General features: G+C 54.7%; 17 protein-coding genes, 1 tRNA gene and 1 other RNA gene. 15 read left to right on the plus strand and 4 right to left on the minus strand.

Annotation, left to right across the window (positions count from 1 at the left end; genetic code table 11):
* The first annotated feature begins 82 nt into the window (after positions 1-82).
* The 3 genes from E5201_RS14035 (at position 83) to E5201_RS14045 (ending at position 2,633) form a co-directional block, all read left to right on the plus strand.
* Positions 83-607 (plus strand): DUF2924 domain-containing protein, encoded by a 525-nt coding sequence (locus E5201_RS14035; RefSeq protein WP_219993652.1) that lies wholly within the window; start codon positions 83-85, stop codon positions 605-607.
* Positions 604-2,247 (plus strand): recombinase family protein, encoded by a 1,644-nt coding sequence (locus E5201_RS14040; RefSeq protein WP_140987084.1) that lies wholly within the window; start codon positions 604-606, stop codon positions 2,245-2,247. Before E5201_RS14035 ends, E5201_RS14040 begins: the two co-directional genes overlap by 4 nt.
* A 176-nt stretch (positions 2,248-2,423) precedes the next feature.
* Positions 2,424-2,633, plus strand: coding sequence for a hypothetical protein (locus E5201_RS14045; RefSeq protein WP_140987085.1), 210 nt, complete (start codon positions 2,424-2,426; stop codon positions 2,631-2,633).
* Between the two features lie 179 nt (positions 2,634-2,812).
* On the opposite strand, the gene E5201_RS14050 is transcribed toward E5201_RS14045, so the two are convergent.
* Positions 2,813-2,888 (minus strand) — tRNA-Ala (locus E5201_RS14050).
* A 154-nt stretch (positions 2,889-3,042) separates the two neighbouring features.
* On the opposite strand from E5201_RS14050, the gene E5201_RS14055 reads away from it, so the two are divergent.
* The 9 genes from E5201_RS14055 (at position 3,043) to E5201_RS14095 (ending at position 11,774) form a co-directional block, all read left to right on the plus strand.
* Positions 3,043-3,348, plus strand: coding sequence for a YggT family protein (locus tag E5201_RS14055; RefSeq protein ID WP_140987086.1), 306 nt, complete (start codon positions 3,043-3,045; stop codon positions 3,346-3,348).
* A gap of 1 nt (position 3,349) precedes the next feature.
* Positions 3,350-3,622 carry a DUF167 family protein gene (locus E5201_RS14060; protein ID WP_425456586.1) on the plus strand — a complete coding sequence of 91 codons (273 nt, stop codon included), beginning with the start codon at positions 3,350-3,352 and terminating at the stop codon, positions 3,620-3,622.
* A gap of 415 nt (positions 3,623-4,037) precedes the next feature.
* Positions 4,038-7,340: a TonB-dependent receptor gene (locus E5201_RS14065; protein WP_246050813.1), complete on the plus strand. Its 3,303-nt coding sequence runs from the start codon at positions 4,038-4,040 to the stop codon at positions 7,338-7,340.
* Between the two features lie 253 nt (positions 7,341-7,593).
* On the plus strand, positions 7,594-7,794 hold the full coding sequence (locus E5201_RS14070) for a DUF4169 family protein (RefSeq protein ID WP_140987089.1): 201 nt from the start codon (positions 7,594-7,596) through the stop codon (positions 7,792-7,794).
* A gap of 159 nt (positions 7,795-7,953) precedes the next feature.
* Positions 7,954-8,190 (plus strand): ribbon-helix-helix domain-containing protein, encoded by a 237-nt coding sequence (locus E5201_RS14075; RefSeq protein WP_140987090.1) that lies wholly within the window; start codon positions 7,954-7,956, stop codon positions 8,188-8,190.
* 90 nt (positions 8,191-8,280) lie between these two features.
* Positions 8,281-10,575: an ATP-dependent helicase gene (locus E5201_RS14080; protein ID WP_140987091.1), complete on the plus strand. Its 2,295-nt coding sequence runs from the start codon at positions 8,281-8,283 to the stop codon at positions 10,573-10,575.
* A gap of 48 nt (positions 10,576-10,623) precedes the next feature.
* Complete coding sequence (locus E5201_RS14085) at positions 10,624-10,812, plus strand: hypothetical protein (protein ID WP_140987092.1); 189 nt, start codon at positions 10,624-10,626, stop codon at positions 10,810-10,812.
* A gap of 9 nt (positions 10,813-10,821) precedes the next feature.
* Positions 10,822-11,424: a hypothetical protein gene (locus tag E5201_RS14090; protein ID WP_140987093.1), complete on the plus strand. Its 603-nt coding sequence runs from the start codon at positions 10,822-10,824 to the stop codon at positions 11,422-11,424.
* A complete protein-coding gene (locus E5201_RS14095; RefSeq protein ID WP_140987094.1) occupies positions 11,421-11,774 on the plus strand; it encodes a RusA family crossover junction endodeoxyribonuclease in 354 nt (117 codons plus the stop codon). The genes E5201_RS14090 and E5201_RS14095 overlap by 4 nt, the downstream gene beginning before the upstream one ends.
* Position 11,775: 1 nt before the next feature.
* Here the strand turns inward: E5201_RS14095 and E5201_RS14100 are convergent, their stop codons facing one another.
* Together E5201_RS14100 and E5201_RS14105 are read right to left on the minus strand one after the other, a co-directional pair.
* Positions 11,776-13,944, minus strand: coding sequence for a serine hydrolase domain-containing protein (locus E5201_RS14100; protein ID WP_140987095.1), 2,169 nt, complete (start codon positions 13,942-13,944; stop codon positions 11,776-11,778).
* A 59-nt stretch (positions 13,945-14,003) separates the two neighbouring features.
* Positions 14,004-14,513, minus strand: a complete 510-nt coding sequence (locus E5201_RS14105) for an SspB family protein (protein WP_140987096.1) — start codon at positions 14,511-14,513, stop codon at positions 14,004-14,006.
* A 287-nt stretch (positions 14,514-14,800) separates the two neighbouring features.
* Here E5201_RS14105 and E5201_RS14110 point away from each other — a divergent pair, with 287 nt between their 5' ends.
* On the plus strand, positions 14,801-16,150 hold the full coding sequence (locus E5201_RS14110; RefSeq protein WP_219993653.1) for a globin-coupled sensor protein: 1,350 nt from the start codon (positions 14,801-14,803) through the stop codon (positions 16,148-16,150).
* Positions 16,151-16,157: 7 nt separating this feature from the next.
* On the opposite strand, the gene ssrA is transcribed toward E5201_RS14110, so the two are convergent.
* Positions 16,158-16,516: a transfer-messenger RNA gene (gene ssrA, locus E5201_RS14115) on the minus strand.
* A 96-nt stretch (positions 16,517-16,612) separates the two neighbouring features.
* Between ssrA and E5201_RS14120 the strand changes: the two genes are divergently transcribed.
* Complete coding sequence (locus tag E5201_RS14120) at positions 16,613-17,320, plus strand: helix-turn-helix transcriptional regulator (RefSeq protein ID WP_140987098.1); 708 nt, start codon at positions 16,613-16,615, stop codon at positions 17,318-17,320.
* Positions 17,321-17,366: 46 nt separating this feature from the next.
* Positions 17,367-17,705, plus strand: a complete 339-nt coding sequence (locus tag E5201_RS14125; RefSeq protein WP_140987099.1) for a GFA family protein — start codon at positions 17,367-17,369, stop codon at positions 17,703-17,705.
* The last annotated feature ends 55 nt before the right edge of the window (positions 17,706-17,760 follow it).

Raw genomic sequence — 17,760 nt, forward strand, 5'->3', positions numbered from 1 at the left:
TTGGGAAAATAAGGCTGAAGCCGGGCCATCTGCTCGTCCGTCAGCCAATAAAGGTCACTCATAATCCACACTCCTCAGGAGCATGAATCAGATCACTACAACAAAATCAATGGGTCCTGAGCCTAAGCCGCACCTACAAAGTGAGCTCGCGCGATTAGAAGACCTGGATGACCGGTCGGAGCTTCTTGCGCTCTGGGCGACCCACTATGAGGGCGTCACGCCACCCCACAATATACGTAATGGTCTGCTCAGGCGGGCCATTGCCTATCGCCTGCAGGAACAGGCGTTGGGTGGCCTTAAGCCCGCTCAACGGCGCATGCTTGAAGCGGTCGCGGCAGGAGAGGGTGAAGCCACCCTTAGGGCACCACCACCAGCATTGACGGTTAAGCCGGGTACCCGACTGGTCAGGGAATGGCATGGCCGTATCTATGAGGTGCAGGTCCTTGTCGATGGCGTGCAATTAAATGGTCAGACCTACAGATCACTGAGTGACGTTGCCCGAGCGATTACCGGCGTTCGCTGGTCCGGACCACGGTTCTTCGGCCTTATGGCAGCGACTGCTCCCTCAGTTTCCCCCGATTCTTCATCTGGGGAAGCTGAGGCATGACCAAGGTCCAACGGCTGCGCTGCGCCATCTATACCCGCAAGTCGTCGGAAGAGGGGTTGGAGCAGGATTTCAATTCGCTGCATGCGCAACGCGAAGCCTGTGAAGCCTTTATTCGCAGCCAGAAGCACGAAGGTTGGATACCCGTTTGTACGACCTATGATGATGGCGGGATATCAGGCGGGACCATGAACCGCCCGGCCTTGCAAAGTCTGCTCAAGGATGTGGAGGCGCAGAAGGTCGATATCATCGTCGTGTATAAGGTTGACCGCCTGACACGCTCACTGGCTGACTTCGCACGCATGGTTGAGTTGTTTGACCGACAGGGGGTGTCGTTTGTCTCGGTGACCCAGCAGTTTAACACGACATCGTCCATGGGCAGGCTAACTCTGAACGTGCTTCTGTCCTTTGCCCAGTTCGAGCGTGAGGTGACCGGCGAGCGTATCCGCGATAAGATCAGGGCATCAAAGGCCAAGGGCATGTTCATGGGCGGTACGGTGCCCTTGGGATACGCGGTTAAGACCCGCAAGCTTCTGATCCAGCCCGAGGATGGAGAATTGGTACGTCTGATCTTCCGCCTATATCTGGAACTGGGCAATGTGCGTCTATTGAAAGCACATCTGGAAACGCACGGCCTCAAACGGCAAAACAATCCGTATCCTTGGTCAGCGGGCATGCTCTACGCTTTGCTGCGTAATTCCATCTATATCGGCAAGATTGTCCATAAGGGTATACAGCATCAGGGCCTGCATGAGCCGTTGATCGATCAGGCGCTCTGGGATCAGGTCCAAGCACAGCTCACAGCTAATAAACAGGGTCGGCACACGAAACCGCGACTTACTGAGGCTACGCCACTGATCGGTAAGCTGTTTGACCCGCAGGGCGAGCCGATGGTCCCAAGCCATACCCAGAGGAAGGGCCGACGCTATCAGTACTATGTCTCCAAAAGCCTGACTAAAGGCGCAACGGAGGCCTCACAGGGCTGGCGATTATCCGCCCGCATGCTTGAAGGCATGATTATAAGTGCGAACAAATCGATACTGAAATCCGGCTGTGTCCAATGTCCGGACGATGGTCGCCACCTGACCCCACATCAGCATCTACGGCTGAACATGCGCATGCCGGAGGTTGTGGGCCAATTCTCAAGCGCCGAAATTCTGTCCCTAGTCCATCGCGTGGAAATCGAAGAGTCCGCCCTGAACATCACGCTTGATTTAACATCTCTCTTACAAGCCACTGGGATGCAAGCTGCTACGAAACTTGAGCTATCGGTATTATCTATACACGCCGTACCCGCCACACTCCAGCGCCGGCATAATGAATTACGCCTTGTACTGAATGCGGCAACGTCCCCAACCCTAAATAAGGATGATACGCTGATCCGTAATGTGGCGCGCGGCCATGTCTGGTTCCGGCAATGGCTAACGGGGGAGGTGCGCACCATCAAAGACATAGCTGAGCGCGAAGGTCTGGGCCGCGAATATGTTGCCGATGTGATGCATCTGGCGTTTTTGTCACCGGAGATGGTTCAGTCGATTCTCGAAGGGAAGCAGCCCCAAGAACTTAATAGTCGGAAGCTGCTCAGCAAGGACGCCATCCCCCTTAGTTGGGCGCAACAATCCCAACAGTGGATCAAGAGCTGATCTTTTATTGGCCATAGACGCGCTCAAAACTGATCCAAAAAGAAGGATCAAGCCTCGATCTCGATCCTACCGGTTCTTCAATAATCTCAAAAATACCTCCTTCAGAAAGAACTGGACTTCCCGGTCAAAGGAAGCGGACCTGTCCGCCGCTGACAGGTTGAGGACACACAGTCGAGATGATGGAAGACGATGACATCGGTGAGTGGTTTGCCAGGCTGACGGCCTGTCTGGAAGATGCGACAGAGCTGGCCATAGCGGGACAGAATCAACGCTTATCGCTAAATGAGCGAAAAGCCCTTCTGGCGGAGATACAACATCATCTGGCAGTCGCTCATCGCGTTACGGGCCAGCTTAAGCAAATGATGCAGGACACTGGGGCTTCGTAACGAAGAGGTCAACCGAACTGGGCGGAGAGACGAGGGCGCTATTATGCGGGCTGAATTTCGGCTCAGGCACTGTCTCTGCGCGCATCGGCGCGCAAGTGTTAGAAAAAGCGTCGCGATTTCGGCGGTTTATCGACTGCCTGAAAATTACACAACCCGTTGAAAAGTAGCGGGAAAATGGGTGGTGGAGCTAAGCGGAATCGAACCGCTGACCTCGTCATTGCGAACGACGCGCTCTACCAACTGAGCTATAGCCCCGCTTCACCAAGGCGAATATTTAGGGCAGCTTAACGGCCTGTCAAGGCAGGTTTCGTCTGTTATTCCGCTGCGGGCCGTGATATTCACCGATCTGCCCGTTTTCGCCATATGGCGTTGGGCAGAACATTTAGAACACAGCGGGTCAAAAGCAAGTATGAGCGGGTTTATCTTTTATATTCTGACGGCGATTTTTAATCTTCTCGTCTGGGCGATCATCATCAGCGCTGTTCTTAGCTGGCTTGTCGCGTTCAATGTCATCAATACCCGTAATCAGTTTGTTTATCAGGTTATGCGGACGCTTGACGCCATTACCTATCCGCTGCTTGAGCCTTTCCGCCGTATCATCCCTAATCTGGGGGGCATCGACCTTAGCCCGATCGCCGCCATCATCGTGATTCAGGCAATGGTAATTCATCTGTTCCCGATTGGGCATCGGGCCTTGAGCCAGCTCATTGGCTAGGCTGGTTGTGCGGTTAACGCCCAGGGCGGCGCAAGACCGTATTGACGGATGGGGTGTGGATGAACAGGGGCGTGAATTCCTGAAAGTGCGCGTGCGTGCCGCTCCGATTGAAGGGCAGGCAAATGCAGCCCTGATTGTCTTTTTGTCTAAGGTTCTTAACCTGCCCAGATCGCGTTTCAATCTCGTGGCCGGTGACGTATCTCGCCTTAAACAGATTGACATTGAGGGGCTGGAGGCGACGGCTTTAAAGGGCGTGATTGAAAAGGCCAGATAGGCCGTTCCTGATGTCGTTTCGCTTGTTTTTTCTCTATAAAAATGAAGGTGGAAAAATGAAGGTGGCGATTTTTTTGCCACACTCCTAATTAATTTAATCAAATTTATTTAATATGTTGCTTTTTGTCATGCAATTCGTATGGTCATATGCAGAGGATCGTGTCCGGATTCGGCATTTATGTCCGTTATCGTTGCTGATTGGGCCTAAGGATAAACATATCCATCCCGACGGTTGACGCTGAAGGTTCCGGGGCGCTCTGGTCTGAATTTATAAAGGTCTGTGGGTTTGCCTGACGCGTTGTGCGGGTGAGGCTGAAAAAAGGGACCTAGGGATGAACAGGGAAGGATGTACTATGAAGGTAGGTTTAAGGGGTGGAGTCTCACACACGGCTTTGGCGGTATGTGTGTCCTTGGCAATGGTCACTGGGGTGGCGGCTCAGGAAGCGCCGACGACTGAGGGTGCCGGTGAGACAACCGAGGTTGTCGTCGTGGGCGTGCGTAAGGCGCTTAGAAATGCGCAGGCTACAAAGCGCGATGCCGACACGGTGGTTGATTCAATTTCGGCAACTGATATCGGGGCATTCCCGGATAAGTCTGTGGCCGAAGCCTTGCAACGTGTGGCCGGTGTTTCGGTAACGCGTTTTGCGGCTAAAAATGACGTTATGCGCTTCTCGGCAGAGCCATCGGGCGTGGTTATCCGCGGCCTGTTGCAGGTGCGTTCGGAATTCAACGGTCGCGATTCTTTCTCGGCCAACTCAAGCTATGGCCTGAGCTGGTCTGATGTGTCGCCTGAACTGATGGGCGGGGTAGACGTTTATAAAAACGTTACGGCCGATATGATAGAAGGGGGTATTGCCGGTACGGTCAATCTGCGTACCCGCCTGCCATTCGATCAGCGCGGGCGTTTGCTGGCGGCCTCGGCCGAAGCCAATTATGGGGATCTGGCAAAGAAGACGACGCCAACGGTTTCGGCGCTCTATGCGGATCGTTGGGACACTGAGCTTGGTGAATTTGGCTTTCTGGCAAACGTCACGCATTCGGAAATTACAACCAACTCTCAGGGAACGACGCTGCCGCGTATAATGCCATTTGCGGCTGGCGTTCAGGCAGAACAAAAGACATTTATTCCGTCTGGGTTCTCAATTAATGACAATATGTATACGCGTACTCGTAAGGGCGCGTCGCTGGCTGGTCAGTGGGCGAATGCAGACCGTACGATTTTGGCGACCGTTCAGTATAATTATTCGAGCTACCGTAATAAGTGGTTTGAAGACTCCGTCTCAAGTGCCTTTAGCTGGGTCGATTCAGCCGTCTACACACAATCTTCAGTGTGGACTGATCCAATCATTATTACGCCAGCGGATATCGTAGCAGACAATTTCCAGGACTATATTCCGGGCACACCCTTTACCTTCCGTAGTGACGGCCTGTTCCAGACAGGTGTTATTACGACGGGTAACGGCTGGGGTATGGGTACGCCTGAAGAAGGTTGGCCACCACCGGGCATCGTGGCCGGATCTACGGATCAATACGGGCATCACGACATACATGGTGTAAACTTACCATTAATTCAGCCCTGTATTAATGCGCCCAATTTGCACGGAAATCGCCCCTGCGAATATGGTGTAGGTTTTGTCACGCAATCGCGCTTCTCGGATGAAACACGCGTCGTTGAAGACCTGGCGGTTAACCTGACCTGGAACGCGACAGACAAGCTGAAATTCAATTTTGATGCGCAGATAATTCGCGCGACCGCAGAAAAATACGACGTCAGTCTGGGGCTTAAAACCTTTGCTAACGTTAATCTTGATCTGCGTGGCAAATATCCAAAAGTCGCTCTTGAGGCACCCAACCGATATAACCTTATCGGCGACATGTTCTCGGATCCGCGCAACTATTCGCCGGAATGGGTCATGGATCACGTGACGGATTCTGACGGTGAAATGCAAGCTTATCGCGCCGATGTCGATTACGACATGGATAGCGTCTGGCTTAATAGTGTCCGCGCAGGTGTACGTATCGCCGATCGCGAGCAACAGCATCGCTGGTCAAATTATAACTGGTCAAATATCGCTGGCATATGGTCCACCAATGCCCGCGATGCCTACTTCGTAGACTCAGGACCGACCTATAATGGTGATGGTTCCATTCGTTTCCAGGGCTATGAACCGGGTTATTACGAATTGCGTAATATCGGCGGGGATATCCTCAGTGGGGACATCATTAACGTCAACGCATTCCCGTTTATCACGCATGATGTCATCTCGAATCCCGGTGAACTGGCGCGTCGTTTCGCTATAAGCGGTCAAACGGATGAAGGCGGTGTTGCATCAACAAGCTGGAACCCCATTTGTGAGCGCCCCGGAGAAATATCAGACTCCTGCTTCACGGGCGGCGAAATTCTCGATGTGCGTGAGCAAACGAATTCAGCCTATTTCATGCTCAAATTTGGTGGGCCTGATGCGACCATTTTCAATGGGGTCGGTGTTTCGGGTAACATTGGTGTCCGAGTGGTTCGCAATCGCGTTTCCAGCAACGGGGGCATGAACTTTGCGCCGGTATTCACCGCAGATCAACTCAATTGCCAGCCATTGTCACCAGATGTCATAGCTGCGTTGCCAGACGGGGTATTGGCCATTTCACCGGCCTGTCTGGCTATAAACTCCTTTGACGATCAGGACTTTAGTAACGCTTCCTTCTTAGCGCTGACATCAAATGTTGATCACAGATATACCCTGCCGAGTTTTAACGTTAAGTTTGATCTGACGGATCAATGGGTACTGCGTTTTGCTGCGTCACGTGCCATGTCCAAGCCTGATATAGGTCTGCTGAGAAACTACATGCAGATTACAAGGGGCAACGTGAATCAGAATGATATCAGGCTTGATAACCCTAACCTCATTCTTGATTCTGATGGCGATCCGTTTGCCTATCGTTATAGCTATTCAGCCTCAATGGGTAATCCACGGTTGAGAGCCATAACGGCGGATCAGGTGGATCTCAGCCTTGAGTATTACTTCGCGGCCGTCGGTTCGCTGACCATGAACGTCTTCCACAAGAAGTTTAACGACTATATTCAGAACGGAAATTATCTCCTTCCGATAACGAATAATGGCGTGACGCGCGATGTGTCGGTGACCCTGCCTGTAAATAGCGAAGGCGCTAAGATTTCAGGCTTCGAAATCGCTTATCAGCAATATTTCGACTTCCTACCAGCCCCTTGGGATGGCTTCGGCGTTCAGGCGAACTACACCCATATCAAAAACAGCGGCATTGAAAATCAGGCGCTGTCAGTTGATACGGCTGACGGGTCAACCGTTACGGGGTCTGCACGTTCAGGTTCCATTAATGCGGGTCGCCTCGAAGGGCTTTCCGATCATCAGTACAATCTTGTGCTGATGTATGAAAAAGCCAAGTTCGGTGCACGTCTGGCCTATAACTGGCGTTCGGAATATCTGATCTCGGTCAATGACTGCTGTATCGGCCTGCCGGTATGGAACGATGCCGAAGGTTTCCTTGATGGCTCGGTACGCTATTCGGTTACACCGAATATCGAACTCAGCGTTCAGGGGTCTAACCTGCTCGGTACCAAGACGGTCTATAGACAGCAGGCGCAGGGTCCAAGCGCGGATAACCCTAACACCCCGTCTATCTTCCTGCCTGCGGGCTGGTATGAAAATGACCGCCGCGTTCTGGTTGGGATACGTTTGAAATACTGATCTGTACCTGGCCTGCCTTGGGTTTTCCCTCCCCAGGCAGGTCTTTGTACTTTTGTAACGTCCGGTTCTCAGAACCGGACGTTTTTTATGTCTGGTACATTGACGCGATTAGGGGTTTTGCCTTGCCATAATGTGATCACTTTAAAGTACTTCCATAGATACGCTCTAAAAGGCTATAAGCGAACGATTCCACGCAATGGTATGGAAATAATGTGTTATCAGAGACAACTGGTCATCATCGGAGCTAAGGGCTGTGGGTGAGGTTATCAATCTGAATAAGGCCCGAAAGGCGCAGGCCAAGGCGCAGAAAAGCCTGTCTACAGCGCAGAACCGTACCCTGTTTGGGCTGTCGGCAAAACTGCGAAAAACCGAGTTGCAAAAACGTGAAACCCGCGACAGGCAGCACGACGGTCACCGTCTTGATGACCGGAAAAAGGATAATAATTCAGAATAAAATAAAGGCTTTCACGGGGTTGCAATAACTGTGCATCCCTTCCATGCCTCTCGATATATCGGCGTTATGCCATTGTCGTTGCAATCGTATTGAATTTTTAGAGGCCGAACCTCTATTGCTCATACCTGTACTATTCGCCCGCTCAAATGGAGAGACTCTATGCCGGGACTGAAAAAGAGATCGGTTAATTTGGCCGGACATGCGACCTCAGTCGCTCTGGAGCCGGAATTCTGGGCCGTGCTGGAAGTCATGGCCAAGGAGCAGCGCCTGAGCCTTGCGGCGCTGATCGGAGAACTTGATTCCCAGCGTGGTGAAAGCCTGCTGGCCTCTTTTTGTCGCCTTTCGGCCTTGGCCTATGTGCAGTCCAAAGGAGCGGGACGTAAGAAAAAAGCTTAGATTATAAATAGTTGTATTATTTTTGAATTATTTCTGCCGACCGGCATGTTTCTGTTTGGTTCCGGTTTGAGGAACGGCTAAACTTAAGACATGCCGAACGACATTTCCTCTATCCCCGCAAGCCTGCAAGCCTCGCTTGCGCCGGATTACCTGACAGGTCTCAATCCTGAACAACGCGCCGCCATTGAAGCCACCCAAGGCCCCTTACTGGTGCTGGCGGGGGCGGGGACGGGCAAGACACGCGTCCTGACCACCCGTATTGCCCATATTCTGGCGCAGGGTCTGGCGCGGCCCTGGGAAATACTATGCGTTACCTTCACCAATAAGGCGGCGCGCGAAATGCGTGAGCGGGCCACCCGTTTAATCGGGCCATCGGCTGAAGGCCTGCGCAATCTCGGCACGTTTCACTCGATTGCCGCGCAGATTTTGCGCCGCCATGCCGAGCTGGTCGGTTTGAAATCCAGCTTCAACATCATTGACGATGATGATCAGACGCGCCTCCTGAAACAGATCATGGACGCCCGGCGTATCGACCTTAAGCGTTTTCCGCCCAAGACCATGGCGCATTTTATCGACCAATGGAAAAACAAGGGTCTGACGCCGGATAAGGTACTGAAACTGACGGCGGATGAGGGAACGCAATTTGCCTACAACAAGGGGCCGGAAATCTATGCCGAATATCAGGAGCGCCTGCGGGTGCTTAACGCCTGTGATTTTGGCGACCTGTTGCTGCATACGCTGAAAATTCTTAGTGAAAATAACGACCTTCTCGCGGATTATCACCGCCGCTTCAAATATGTGCTGGTCGATGAGTATCAGGACACCAATGTCGCGCAATATCTGTGGCTCAGGCTTCTGACCAATGCCGATCGTAACCTGTGCTGCGTCGGCGACGATGACCAGTCGATCTATGGCTGGCGTGGCGCTGAGGTTGATAATATCCTGAAATTCGAACGCGACTATCCGGGGGCCAAGGTCATCCGGCTTGAGCGCAACTATCGCTCGACGCAGCATATTTTGTCGGCGGCTTCGGGTCTGATCAAGGCCAATTCGGCGCGTCTGGGCAAGTCCCTATGGACCGAAGATACCGGCGGCGAAAAGGTGCAGGTGCGCGGCTTATGGGATGGTGCGGCAGAGGCGCAGCACATTGCCGAAGACATCGAACGCCTGAAAAAGCAGGGGCGCAACTATTCGGACTTTGCCGTTCTGGTGCGCGCCTCATTCCAGATGCGGGCGTTTGAAGAACGCTTCCTGATGCTGCAAATTCCCTATGTGGTGGTTGGCGGGCCGCGCTTTTTTGAGCGGGCGGAAATCAGGGATGCGCTGGCCTATCTCAGGCTCATTCAGTCGCCGGACGATGATCTGGCGTTTGAACGCATTATCAATGTCCCCAAGCGCGGTATTGGCGACGCCACGGTGCAGAAACTGCTGATGCAGGCACGTCTGGGTGGCCAGAGCGTTATGGCGGCGGTGCGGGATCTGATTGAAACGGATGAATTGCCAACGCGGTCGAAAACCCCGCTTCAGGCCTTTATTCGTGATTATGATCGCTGGAAGACCTATGCGCCTCAGGTGACGCAGGACGAACTGCTTGAGCGTGTCCTGACCGAGACCGGCTATTTTGACATGCACCGTGCCGATAAGGTGTCGGGCCAGACGCGCCTTGATAACCTCAAGGAAATGCAGACGGCGATGCAGGATTTTGAAAATCTTGAGGCCTATCTGGAGCATGTGTCTCTGGTCATGGAGCTTGAGCGGGCAGGGGGTGAGCACAGTGTGCGCATATCGACCCTGCATGCCGCCAAGGGGCTTGAGTTTCCGGTTGTTTTTCTGCCCGGCTGGGAGGAGGGCGTGTTCCCGTCTCAGCGCTCGCTTGATGAAACTGGCGTGCGCGGTCTGGAGGAGGAGCGGCGTCTCGCCTATGTCGGTCTGACGCGCGCGCGCGAACGGGCGACCGTCAGTTTTGTTGCCAATCGTCAGGTCTTTGGCCGCTGGACCAACCAGATACCGTCACGCTTTGTCGATGAAATGCCGATTGAGCATGTCGATGCCCAGTCGGCAACCGGCTATGCACAATCCGGCTGGCAGTCGCAGGAATCGCGCTGGGATCGGGCAGGCTATCAACCAAATCACGCCAAAAAGAGCGCAGGCTTTGGCGGCGAATTGTCCGGTGTCGATATGAGCCGCCTTGAGCGCAAACCGACCGCCCACCGGGCCACCGCCGCCAAACCTCAAGCCGCCAAGGGACTGACCGTGGGGACACGCGTGTTCCACATCAAGTTCGGCTATGGCGAAGTGGTGTCCACCGAAGGCAATAAGCTGATCGTCAATTTCCAGACCTCAGGCGAAAAGAAGGTCATGGACAGCTTTGTCGAGAAGGCGTGATTTTTATTGTGACTTGCAATTCTAAGGGTTCAGCCTGATATTGAAACCATGGCCGATACACAACACATTGCCGCATCGAAGGCGGTTCGCAAGAAACCCAGTCCTTATCTTGGGGTTACCCGGGAAGGGATCAAGATCGTGCGACCTTCGGGACGGGTTGATAATGTGACCCTTGCCCAGGCCCGCGAAGCGGTAGCGACCCTACTGGCGGAAAAGGCCCCGAGGCGCGCAGACTAGGCCCTCCTGATGCAAAAGACGGATGTTTTCATAAATTGTCCGTTTTCTGCGGATTATGACGAGCGTTTTCGGGCCATTGTGTTTGCCGTATTACGTACCGGTTTCGATCCGCGGTGCGCGCGCGAAGCCGATGATGCCGGCGAAAACCGCTATGAGAAAATCTGCCGAATCATAGAGGCCTGTCAGTATGGTATCCACGACATCTCTAAAACGGAACCGGATGTGACCTCGGGTTTGCCGCGTTTCAATATGCCGTTTGAGCTGGGCCTGTTTCTGGGGGCGAACAAGTTCGGCGGCGCAGAGCAAAAGAAGAAGGCGACCCTTGTGCTGGATGTGCAGCCTTACCGCTATCAGCAATTTCTCTCGGATATTGCCGGACAGGACATTCGGGCCTATGAGGGCAATGTGGCTTCGCTTATCGAGCAGGTGGTAAACTGGCTGCGTCAGTTTTCGTCTGACCGGTTGCCGGGCGGTCGGGCTGTGGCCGAAGAATTTACCGTCTTTCGTACTAATCTACCCGAACTGTGCCGCATAAGCCGCCTGGAGCCGGAGGAAGTGACCTTCCTTGATTTCAGGCGTTTCGCCGTGGAATGGATTGCGCATACAGCATGACGTGGATTAATTCGGGTAAGGTCAAGGCGCGGGAAACCGAGACGGGACTTGAGATCGTGATTGACGGTCTGACGACGCAGGGGCGTTATTATAAACCGCTGGTCTATGAATTTTTCCGCAAGGAATGGCGGGGTTCAAGACCGGCGTGGGGTGACTATGCGGTGGAAATCCGCATGGAGCATATAGGCGATCCGCCGTGGATGGATCTCGACAATCTGGCCAAGGCTTTGCTGGATGCCATCAAGGGATTTGTCTTCCATGACGATTCACAGGTGGCGCGGTTACTGGTCGAGCGCTTTGAAGGCGAGCGCGAACAGATCCAGATTAAGGTCTATGCCCTGAAGCGGTGAATTAACGGCTCCACGGCTCCAGTGCGCCCCAGAGGGCCAGAAGACCGGCATAACCTAACCAGCTGAAAATCAGCAGGCAGTGCAGCCCCTTTTGCCACACGGCCCAACCGTCAGAATGAAAGCGCGCCTCGCGGAAGATGAACGGCAGATAGAACAGTTGCGCCACCGTGCCGAGCGCCGCCACAAGCGCCAGACCGGAAGCCAGCTTCACCTGACCACTTGGCCAGTCAATAAACAGGGCCGCGGGATCATTGCCGATGGCAGTTTTCCAGTCATAAAACACCCAGATCGCGCTGATCCACAATACAGCCAGAGCATAGGAGCCCCATGTGGCGACGCTCTGATGCGGGGTTGGTCGCTCATGGCCATTGTAATGGCGCGCAAAGCCCATCAGCACCAGTACACATATCCCGAGCATGACACGCGTCATGTCGGTCAGGGTCTGGGGTTTGTGCGCCCAGCCGACACGCTCAAAGCGGCCCATATTGCTGGCGGTTTCAAAGGCGTCCGCCTTACCCGCCGCCGGCAGCAGAAAGTGCAGGCTTTCGGTGGCGAGGCCTGAAGACAGAGGATTATTTTGCAAGGGCACGAAGAAGTCAGGCGCGGTCGCGGGCACAAAGGCCGAAAGATGATCGCGGCCAATCACCAGCAAATGGCCCTGATCGTCCGAACTGATATCAACCGTATTGATCAGACGGGTGATTGCGCCTTCCAGCCCGCCATAGGCCCTGCGCGTGCTGACATAGGTGCCGGTCAGTCGGCCATAATCGGCCTGATGCGGTGCGGCGCGTATAGTGGCGGTTGGCGGAATGCCTTCGATATGACGGATCAGCAGTTCCGGATAGGCGCGGGTCAGGCTGTCGGCGCTCGGGGCATTGGCGGCAATAAAAATACCGATATCCAGTTCGGGTATCAGAATGAGATTGGCATGGAACCACAAGGTCGCGCCGCTATGGCCATAGGTCGCCAGCCCTTGCGGCGTTTCCCGCATCATCAGGCCGGACGCCCAGCCATTATAGCCGTTGGGCATGTTCAGAAGCGGGGTGCGAAACGCCTTGGCCGATGTGGCATCATATAGCTGCACCCCCTCCAACTGGCCATCACGCAGCATCAGTGACATGAAGCGTGCCATATCTCCGGCGGTACTTGAGCCGCCAAGCGCGCCTGACATAGGCAGGGCGTGGTCATAGGGTTGCGTCCGCCAGGCGGCCCCGTCCCAGACAAAACCCTGCGCCGTCTTTTGCGCCAGATCAGCTGACAGAGGCGCGGGCAGGGCGCCGTCAATCAGGCGCGGATTGAGACGTTTGGGGTCATAGGGTTCACGCAAGGTGGTGTGACGAAGGCCAAGCGGCGTAAATATCCGCGTTTCCATCAGGGTCGGTACATCCGCTGTGCGGGCGGTATCGGCCAGAGTGCGGGCGACCAGCGCCGTGCCATAGTTAGAATAGCTGGCAAACTGACCGCGTTCACGCACGCGTCGCGGGACATGGCGGCGCAGATAGGAATCCGTGGCTTCCAGCGCACCCGGGTGTATCTGAAACAGGTGCCCCAGCGCGGTTTCCTCATAGCCTTCGGTATGGGACAGAATATCGCGCAGACGTAACGGGCTATAGCTGTTGTCCTCACGGAAAATTCCTGCGGGGGCGGTGTTGGATAAGGGGGCGTCGAGGCTGATGCGTCCGGCCTCCAGTTCCTGCCGCGCCACAACCCACGTAAATATTTTGGTGACAGAGCCAAGCCGGAACAGGCTGGTCTGCGGGTCAACCGGCCGCTGGGGCGTGAGGCGGTCATAGCCGTAGCCCTTGACCAGAAGCGGCGTCTGTCCCTGAACCACGGCGACGGTAACGCCCGGCACATGGTCACGCTGCATCAGGTTCGGAATCAGCGTGTCGGTAAAGGCTTCGATATCGGCGGCACTTACCGGACGCGTATCCGCAGCGGGGGGAGCGGGCAGCGGCGCAGTAACCGCACGTGGCCTTGGGGTTGGGCGCGGTGCAACGGGAGCCTGTGGCTCAGGTTCGGCCTGAACCACAGGCTGAGTTGCTGACTGAGTTACAGGGGCCGGTGCGGCGGCAGGCGTGTCCACTGACGGCTCAGGCAGATTGGCGCTCACCGGCAGAGCCGCCAAAAGCGTAAGGCTTGTCAAGGACAGAAGAAGCTTACGCCACATGAATTGGTCTTAACCCCCGGACAAAATAGCGATGAACCTGAGCCTGTATAGCCAGAGTCTTACTTTTTGCGAAACTGATCGAGTGAGACCACCTTTGGCCCCTGATCGTCCGGTGTCGTTGGCGGCGTATCCGGTGTGTCGTCAGTTTCTTCGGTGGCCTCGGCATCGACGACATCCTCATCGTCGGTATCAGATACCTCGACGTCGAATTCCAGCAGGAACTGCACACTGGGATCATAGAAACGGGTGATGGCGGCAAAAGGAAAATTCAGTGTCTTGGGGACACCGCCAAAGCTCAAGGTAACGCTGACGGCATCTTCGGTGACCTTGAGATTCTGGTACTGATGCTGAAGGACAATCGTAATGTCATCAGGATAACGCGCCAGAACATCCGGTGGAACGCTTACGCCTTCGGCGCGCGTCAGGAAGGTAATGTAGAAATGATGCTCACCGGGCAAACCCTGAGGCGCCGCCGCTCTGAGCAGGGCTTGCCGGATAACGCTCCTGAGAGCGTTCTGCGTCAGGAAGGCATAGTCCATGTGGTCAATGGGCAGGGGTTCTTCAGACATACGGCAATTTTTACATCAATGATTGGGCTGGGTTTACGGGTTTAACATGCCTGAGGCGAAACGGAACCGTAAAATGCGAAAAAAGGACGTTTCATATCGGTTCTTCACAACGACCTATCCACAAAATAATGAACGCGGCGGACAAATAATCAATCCGCAGGCGGATTACTTCCATGTCCTGTTAACCGGTCTCTCCGATACTCCGCCGCTTGTATGGTTTTATTAACCTGTATTATGCAACCTTGGGGTGAGTTGTGGTTATTTCGATTTCTGAGCGCGAGGTTGCCGTGTCCCTTTCAGATACGACGGATATTAATCCGGCCCATAGACTGGCCTTTGCCCGCATTAGCGCGCGCGATATATCGGTTCTGCGCACCGTCTGGCCCATAATCGAGCCGTCTCTGGATCAGATTCTCGACTCTTTTTACCGGCATATTCACGGCGAAGCGAAGCTGTCGACCATGATCGGCGATAGCGAGGGGCGGCTCAAGAACGCTCAGAAAAAGCATTGGAAAAACCTGTTTACCGATGGGTTCAGCGCCACCTATTTTGAAAATGCCCACCGCATAGGTCAGACCCATTACCGCATCGGTCTTGAGCCGAAGTGGTATATTGCTGCCTATCAGTTCGTACTGGATGAGGTGGTCTATATTCTGACGCAGAAATACCGGTTCCGCCCCAAAGGTCTGGGTGAGGCATTAGCGGCGGTCAACAAGGCGGTGTTTCTTGATCTCGATATCGCTATTTCCACCTATCAGCAGGCGTCCGAGGCGGTGATTATCAACCGCGCCCAAACCACCGATAAGGCGATCGAGACCTTCAGGCATGAATTTGACGACATAACCGGCTTCTTCGCTCAGAGCGCGGCGGGGCTACAATCCACCTCAAACACCTTGAGTGAGATGGTGCAAAGCACGCAGAATACATCGCGTATTGTCGCCGAGGTCGCGGCCCGTTCACAGGTCGATGCGACCTCAGTTGCGGCGGCATCCGAGCAACTGACGCAATCGATTCATGAAATTACCTCTCAGGTGACCGGTGCTTCACAATCGATCCGGCGTGTGGTGCAAATGGCCGAGGTGTCTTCTGCCGAGGTCGGTTTGCTGTCCACGGCGGTCAATAAGATCGGTGAAATTCTGGGCCTTATTCAGGGCATTGCCTCTCAGACCAATCTTCTGGCGCTGAATGCGACCATAGAAGCGGCGCGTGCGGGCGATGCCGGTAAGGGATTTGCCGTTGTCGCCACCGAGGTGAAGGCGCTGGCCGATCAGACGGCACGGGCGACCACCGAAATCGCCAGCCACATTCAGGATATTCAGGCCTCAACCGGCAAGGCCGTAACCTCTATCCGTGACATCTCCGAAGCCGTCTCAGACGTTGAGGTGGTGGCCACCGCCATTGCCGCCGCCATGGAAGAGCAAAGCACGGCGACTAATGAGATCGCAGGCAGCATCCAGCATGTCTCGGACGCTTCGGCGCAATTGACGCATCATATTGCCACCCTTGATGAGGCGGTAACCGAGACCCGCTCGGCGTCGGTACAGGTGGACACATCTGCTGAAAATATGGGCACACAGTCAGATAAGCTGACCCGACAGGTCGAAGCCTTCTTCAATGATCTGCGTAAAGCATCCTAAAATGAAAAGTGGAGCGGCTTCTGTTGCAAGGCGCCGCTCCGGGGCCCCGCCTAGGGAGCTTAAGCCCTAGGAGTTAAGGTGGATTAGATCCGCCGCATTACGCAGCAAGAGCTTGATCCGAAGCGAAGTTATCGTTCGCAACTATAGTTTTGAGCCGATCGCGGAGGCTCAAACCGGGAGAAGGCGACACCTTTACACGTCTGTCGATGCTGATCGGCCCCATATGTATCCCTTAGCGGGGGAAGATGGTGGAGCCGCCGGGAATCGCACCCGGGTCCAGTCCGCTTATTACGTGGGCGTTTATCCCCATAGTCCACCGAAGCGGACACACTCAATATAGGGGCATATGGCCCTAAGGTGAAGGGTCAGAACAAAAAATAATCTTACCATGTTCCCCTTTTGGTCTTAACAGTGATCGCAAATCCGTTCAGATAGGGGATAGACGTATCAGCAGGATTATCAATGTCGCGGGCCGCACGCCTTCTGGATCTGTTACAGATATTGCGCCGTCATCGTTATCCGGTGACCGGTGAGGCACTGGCGCAGGAACTGACGATTTCACTGCGTACGCTCTATCGTGACATTGATGCCTTACGCGCGCAGGGGGCGGATATCGAAGCCGAGGCCGGTGTCGGGTTCCTGCTCAGGCCCGGATTTATGCTGCCGCCGCTTATGCTGTCGCACGATGAGATCGAAGCCATTGCGCTGGGCATCCGCTGGGTGGCCGGTCGTTCGGACACTGACTTGTCGGGCGCGGCCTATAATGCACTGGCTAAGATCAGCGCCGTGCTTCCCGAAGACATGCGCGAAAATCTGCAAACCACGGGGCTGATGGTGCCGCCACCGTGGGAAGACAAGCAGGTAAAGGCCGCCGAGGATGCGCACCTGAAACTGATCCGTCAGGCGCTACGCTCGGAGCGTAAGCTGGTCATGTGCTACGGTGATGTCAATGAAGCCGTAACCGAGCGCATCGTCTGGCCCGCGGTTCTGGGTTTTTTCGACCAGACGCGCATGCTGGTCGGCTGGTGCGAACTACGTAAGGATTTCCGCCATTTTCGCGCTGACCGTATCCGCGATCTGACCGTGAGTGCCGAACGTCTGCCGACGCGACGGCTGCACCTCCTGAAGCAGTGGCGGGAACAATGCGCGAACGCTACTGACAAAACCTGACGTATCTCCGGTTAGTTCTGGTTGCTCTTATATATTGAGGGCTGAGATGAGCAGGACGGAACCCGTCAGAGGCGGTTGTCATTGCGGGGCCACGCGCTTTGCGGTCACGCATCAACCAGAAGACAGCTTCGTGTGCCGGTGCAGTCTGTGCCGCAAGCAGGGTACGCTGTGGGTCTGCTATGCGCCTGAGGCGTTCCGGTTGCAAAAACCTTCGGATGATGTTGGCGTCTATCGCGCTGAGGACAAGGCCGCGCATCATTTCTGTCGCGGGTGCGGCTGTGTCACCTGGTCTTTAATGCCGGACGCGCAGGTATGGGTTAATGCGCGCCTGTTTGACGAGGCGGAGAGCCTGACAATACCCATTCATGACATGGCACATGCGTAAAAAAAGAGCCTTGCGATCGCAAGGCTCAGTGACATCAGGGGAGGAGAAGGGGGGG

It is taken from the genome of Asticcacaulis tiandongensis (assembly GCF_006475605.1).
In the GTDB taxonomy this organism is placed as follows: Bacteria; Pseudomonadota; Alphaproteobacteria; order Caulobacterales; family Caulobacteraceae; genus Asticcacaulis; species Asticcacaulis tiandongensis.

Excerpts from the sequence above, each read along its gene's own strand:
- E5201_RS14035 (WP_219993652.1), top strand. The coding sequence starts at position 83 with ATGAATCAGATCACTACAACAAAATCAATGGGTCCTGAGCCTAAGCCG.
- E5201_RS14040 (WP_140987084.1), top strand. The coding sequence starts at position 604 with ATGACCAAGGTCCAACGGCTGCGCTGCGCCATCTATACCCGCAAGTCG.
- E5201_RS14045 (WP_140987085.1), top strand. The coding sequence starts at position 2,424 with ATGATGGAAGACGATGACATCGGTGAGTGGTTTGCCAGGCTGACGGCC.
- E5201_RS14055 (WP_140987086.1), top strand. The coding sequence starts at position 3,043 with ATGAGCGGGTTTATCTTTTATATTCTGACGGCGATTTTTAATCTTCTC.
- E5201_RS14065 (WP_246050813.1), top strand. The coding sequence starts at position 4,038 with ATGGTCACTGGGGTGGCGGCTCAGGAAGCGCCGACGACTGAGGGTGCC.
- E5201_RS14075 (WP_140987090.1), top strand. The coding sequence starts at position 7,954 with ATGCCGGGACTGAAAAAGAGATCGGTTAATTTGGCCGGACATGCGACC.
- E5201_RS14080 (WP_140987091.1), top strand. The coding sequence starts at position 8,281 with ATGCCGAACGACATTTCCTCTATCCCCGCAAGCCTGCAAGCCTCGCTT.
- E5201_RS14085 (WP_140987092.1), top strand. The coding sequence starts at position 10,624 with ATGGCCGATACACAACACATTGCCGCATCGAAGGCGGTTCGCAAGAAA.
- E5201_RS14090 (WP_140987093.1), top strand. The coding sequence starts at position 10,822 with ATGCAAAAGACGGATGTTTTCATAAATTGTCCGTTTTCTGCGGATTAT.
- E5201_RS14095 (WP_140987094.1), top strand. The coding sequence starts at position 11,421 with ATGACGTGGATTAATTCGGGTAAGGTCAAGGCGCGGGAAACCGAGACG.
- E5201_RS14100 (WP_140987095.1), bottom strand. The coding sequence starts at position 13,944 with ATGTGGCGTAAGCTTCTTCTGTCCTTGACAAGCCTTACGCTTTTGGCG.
- E5201_RS14105 (WP_140987096.1), bottom strand. The coding sequence starts at position 14,513 with ATGTCTGAAGAACCCCTGCCCATTGACCACATGGACTATGCCTTCCTG.
- E5201_RS14120 (WP_140987098.1), top strand. The coding sequence starts at position 16,613 with ATGTCGCGGGCCGCACGCCTTCTGGATCTGTTACAGATATTGCGCCGT.
- E5201_RS14125 (WP_140987099.1), top strand. The coding sequence starts at position 17,367 with ATGAGCAGGACGGAACCCGTCAGAGGCGGTTGTCATTGCGGGGCCACG.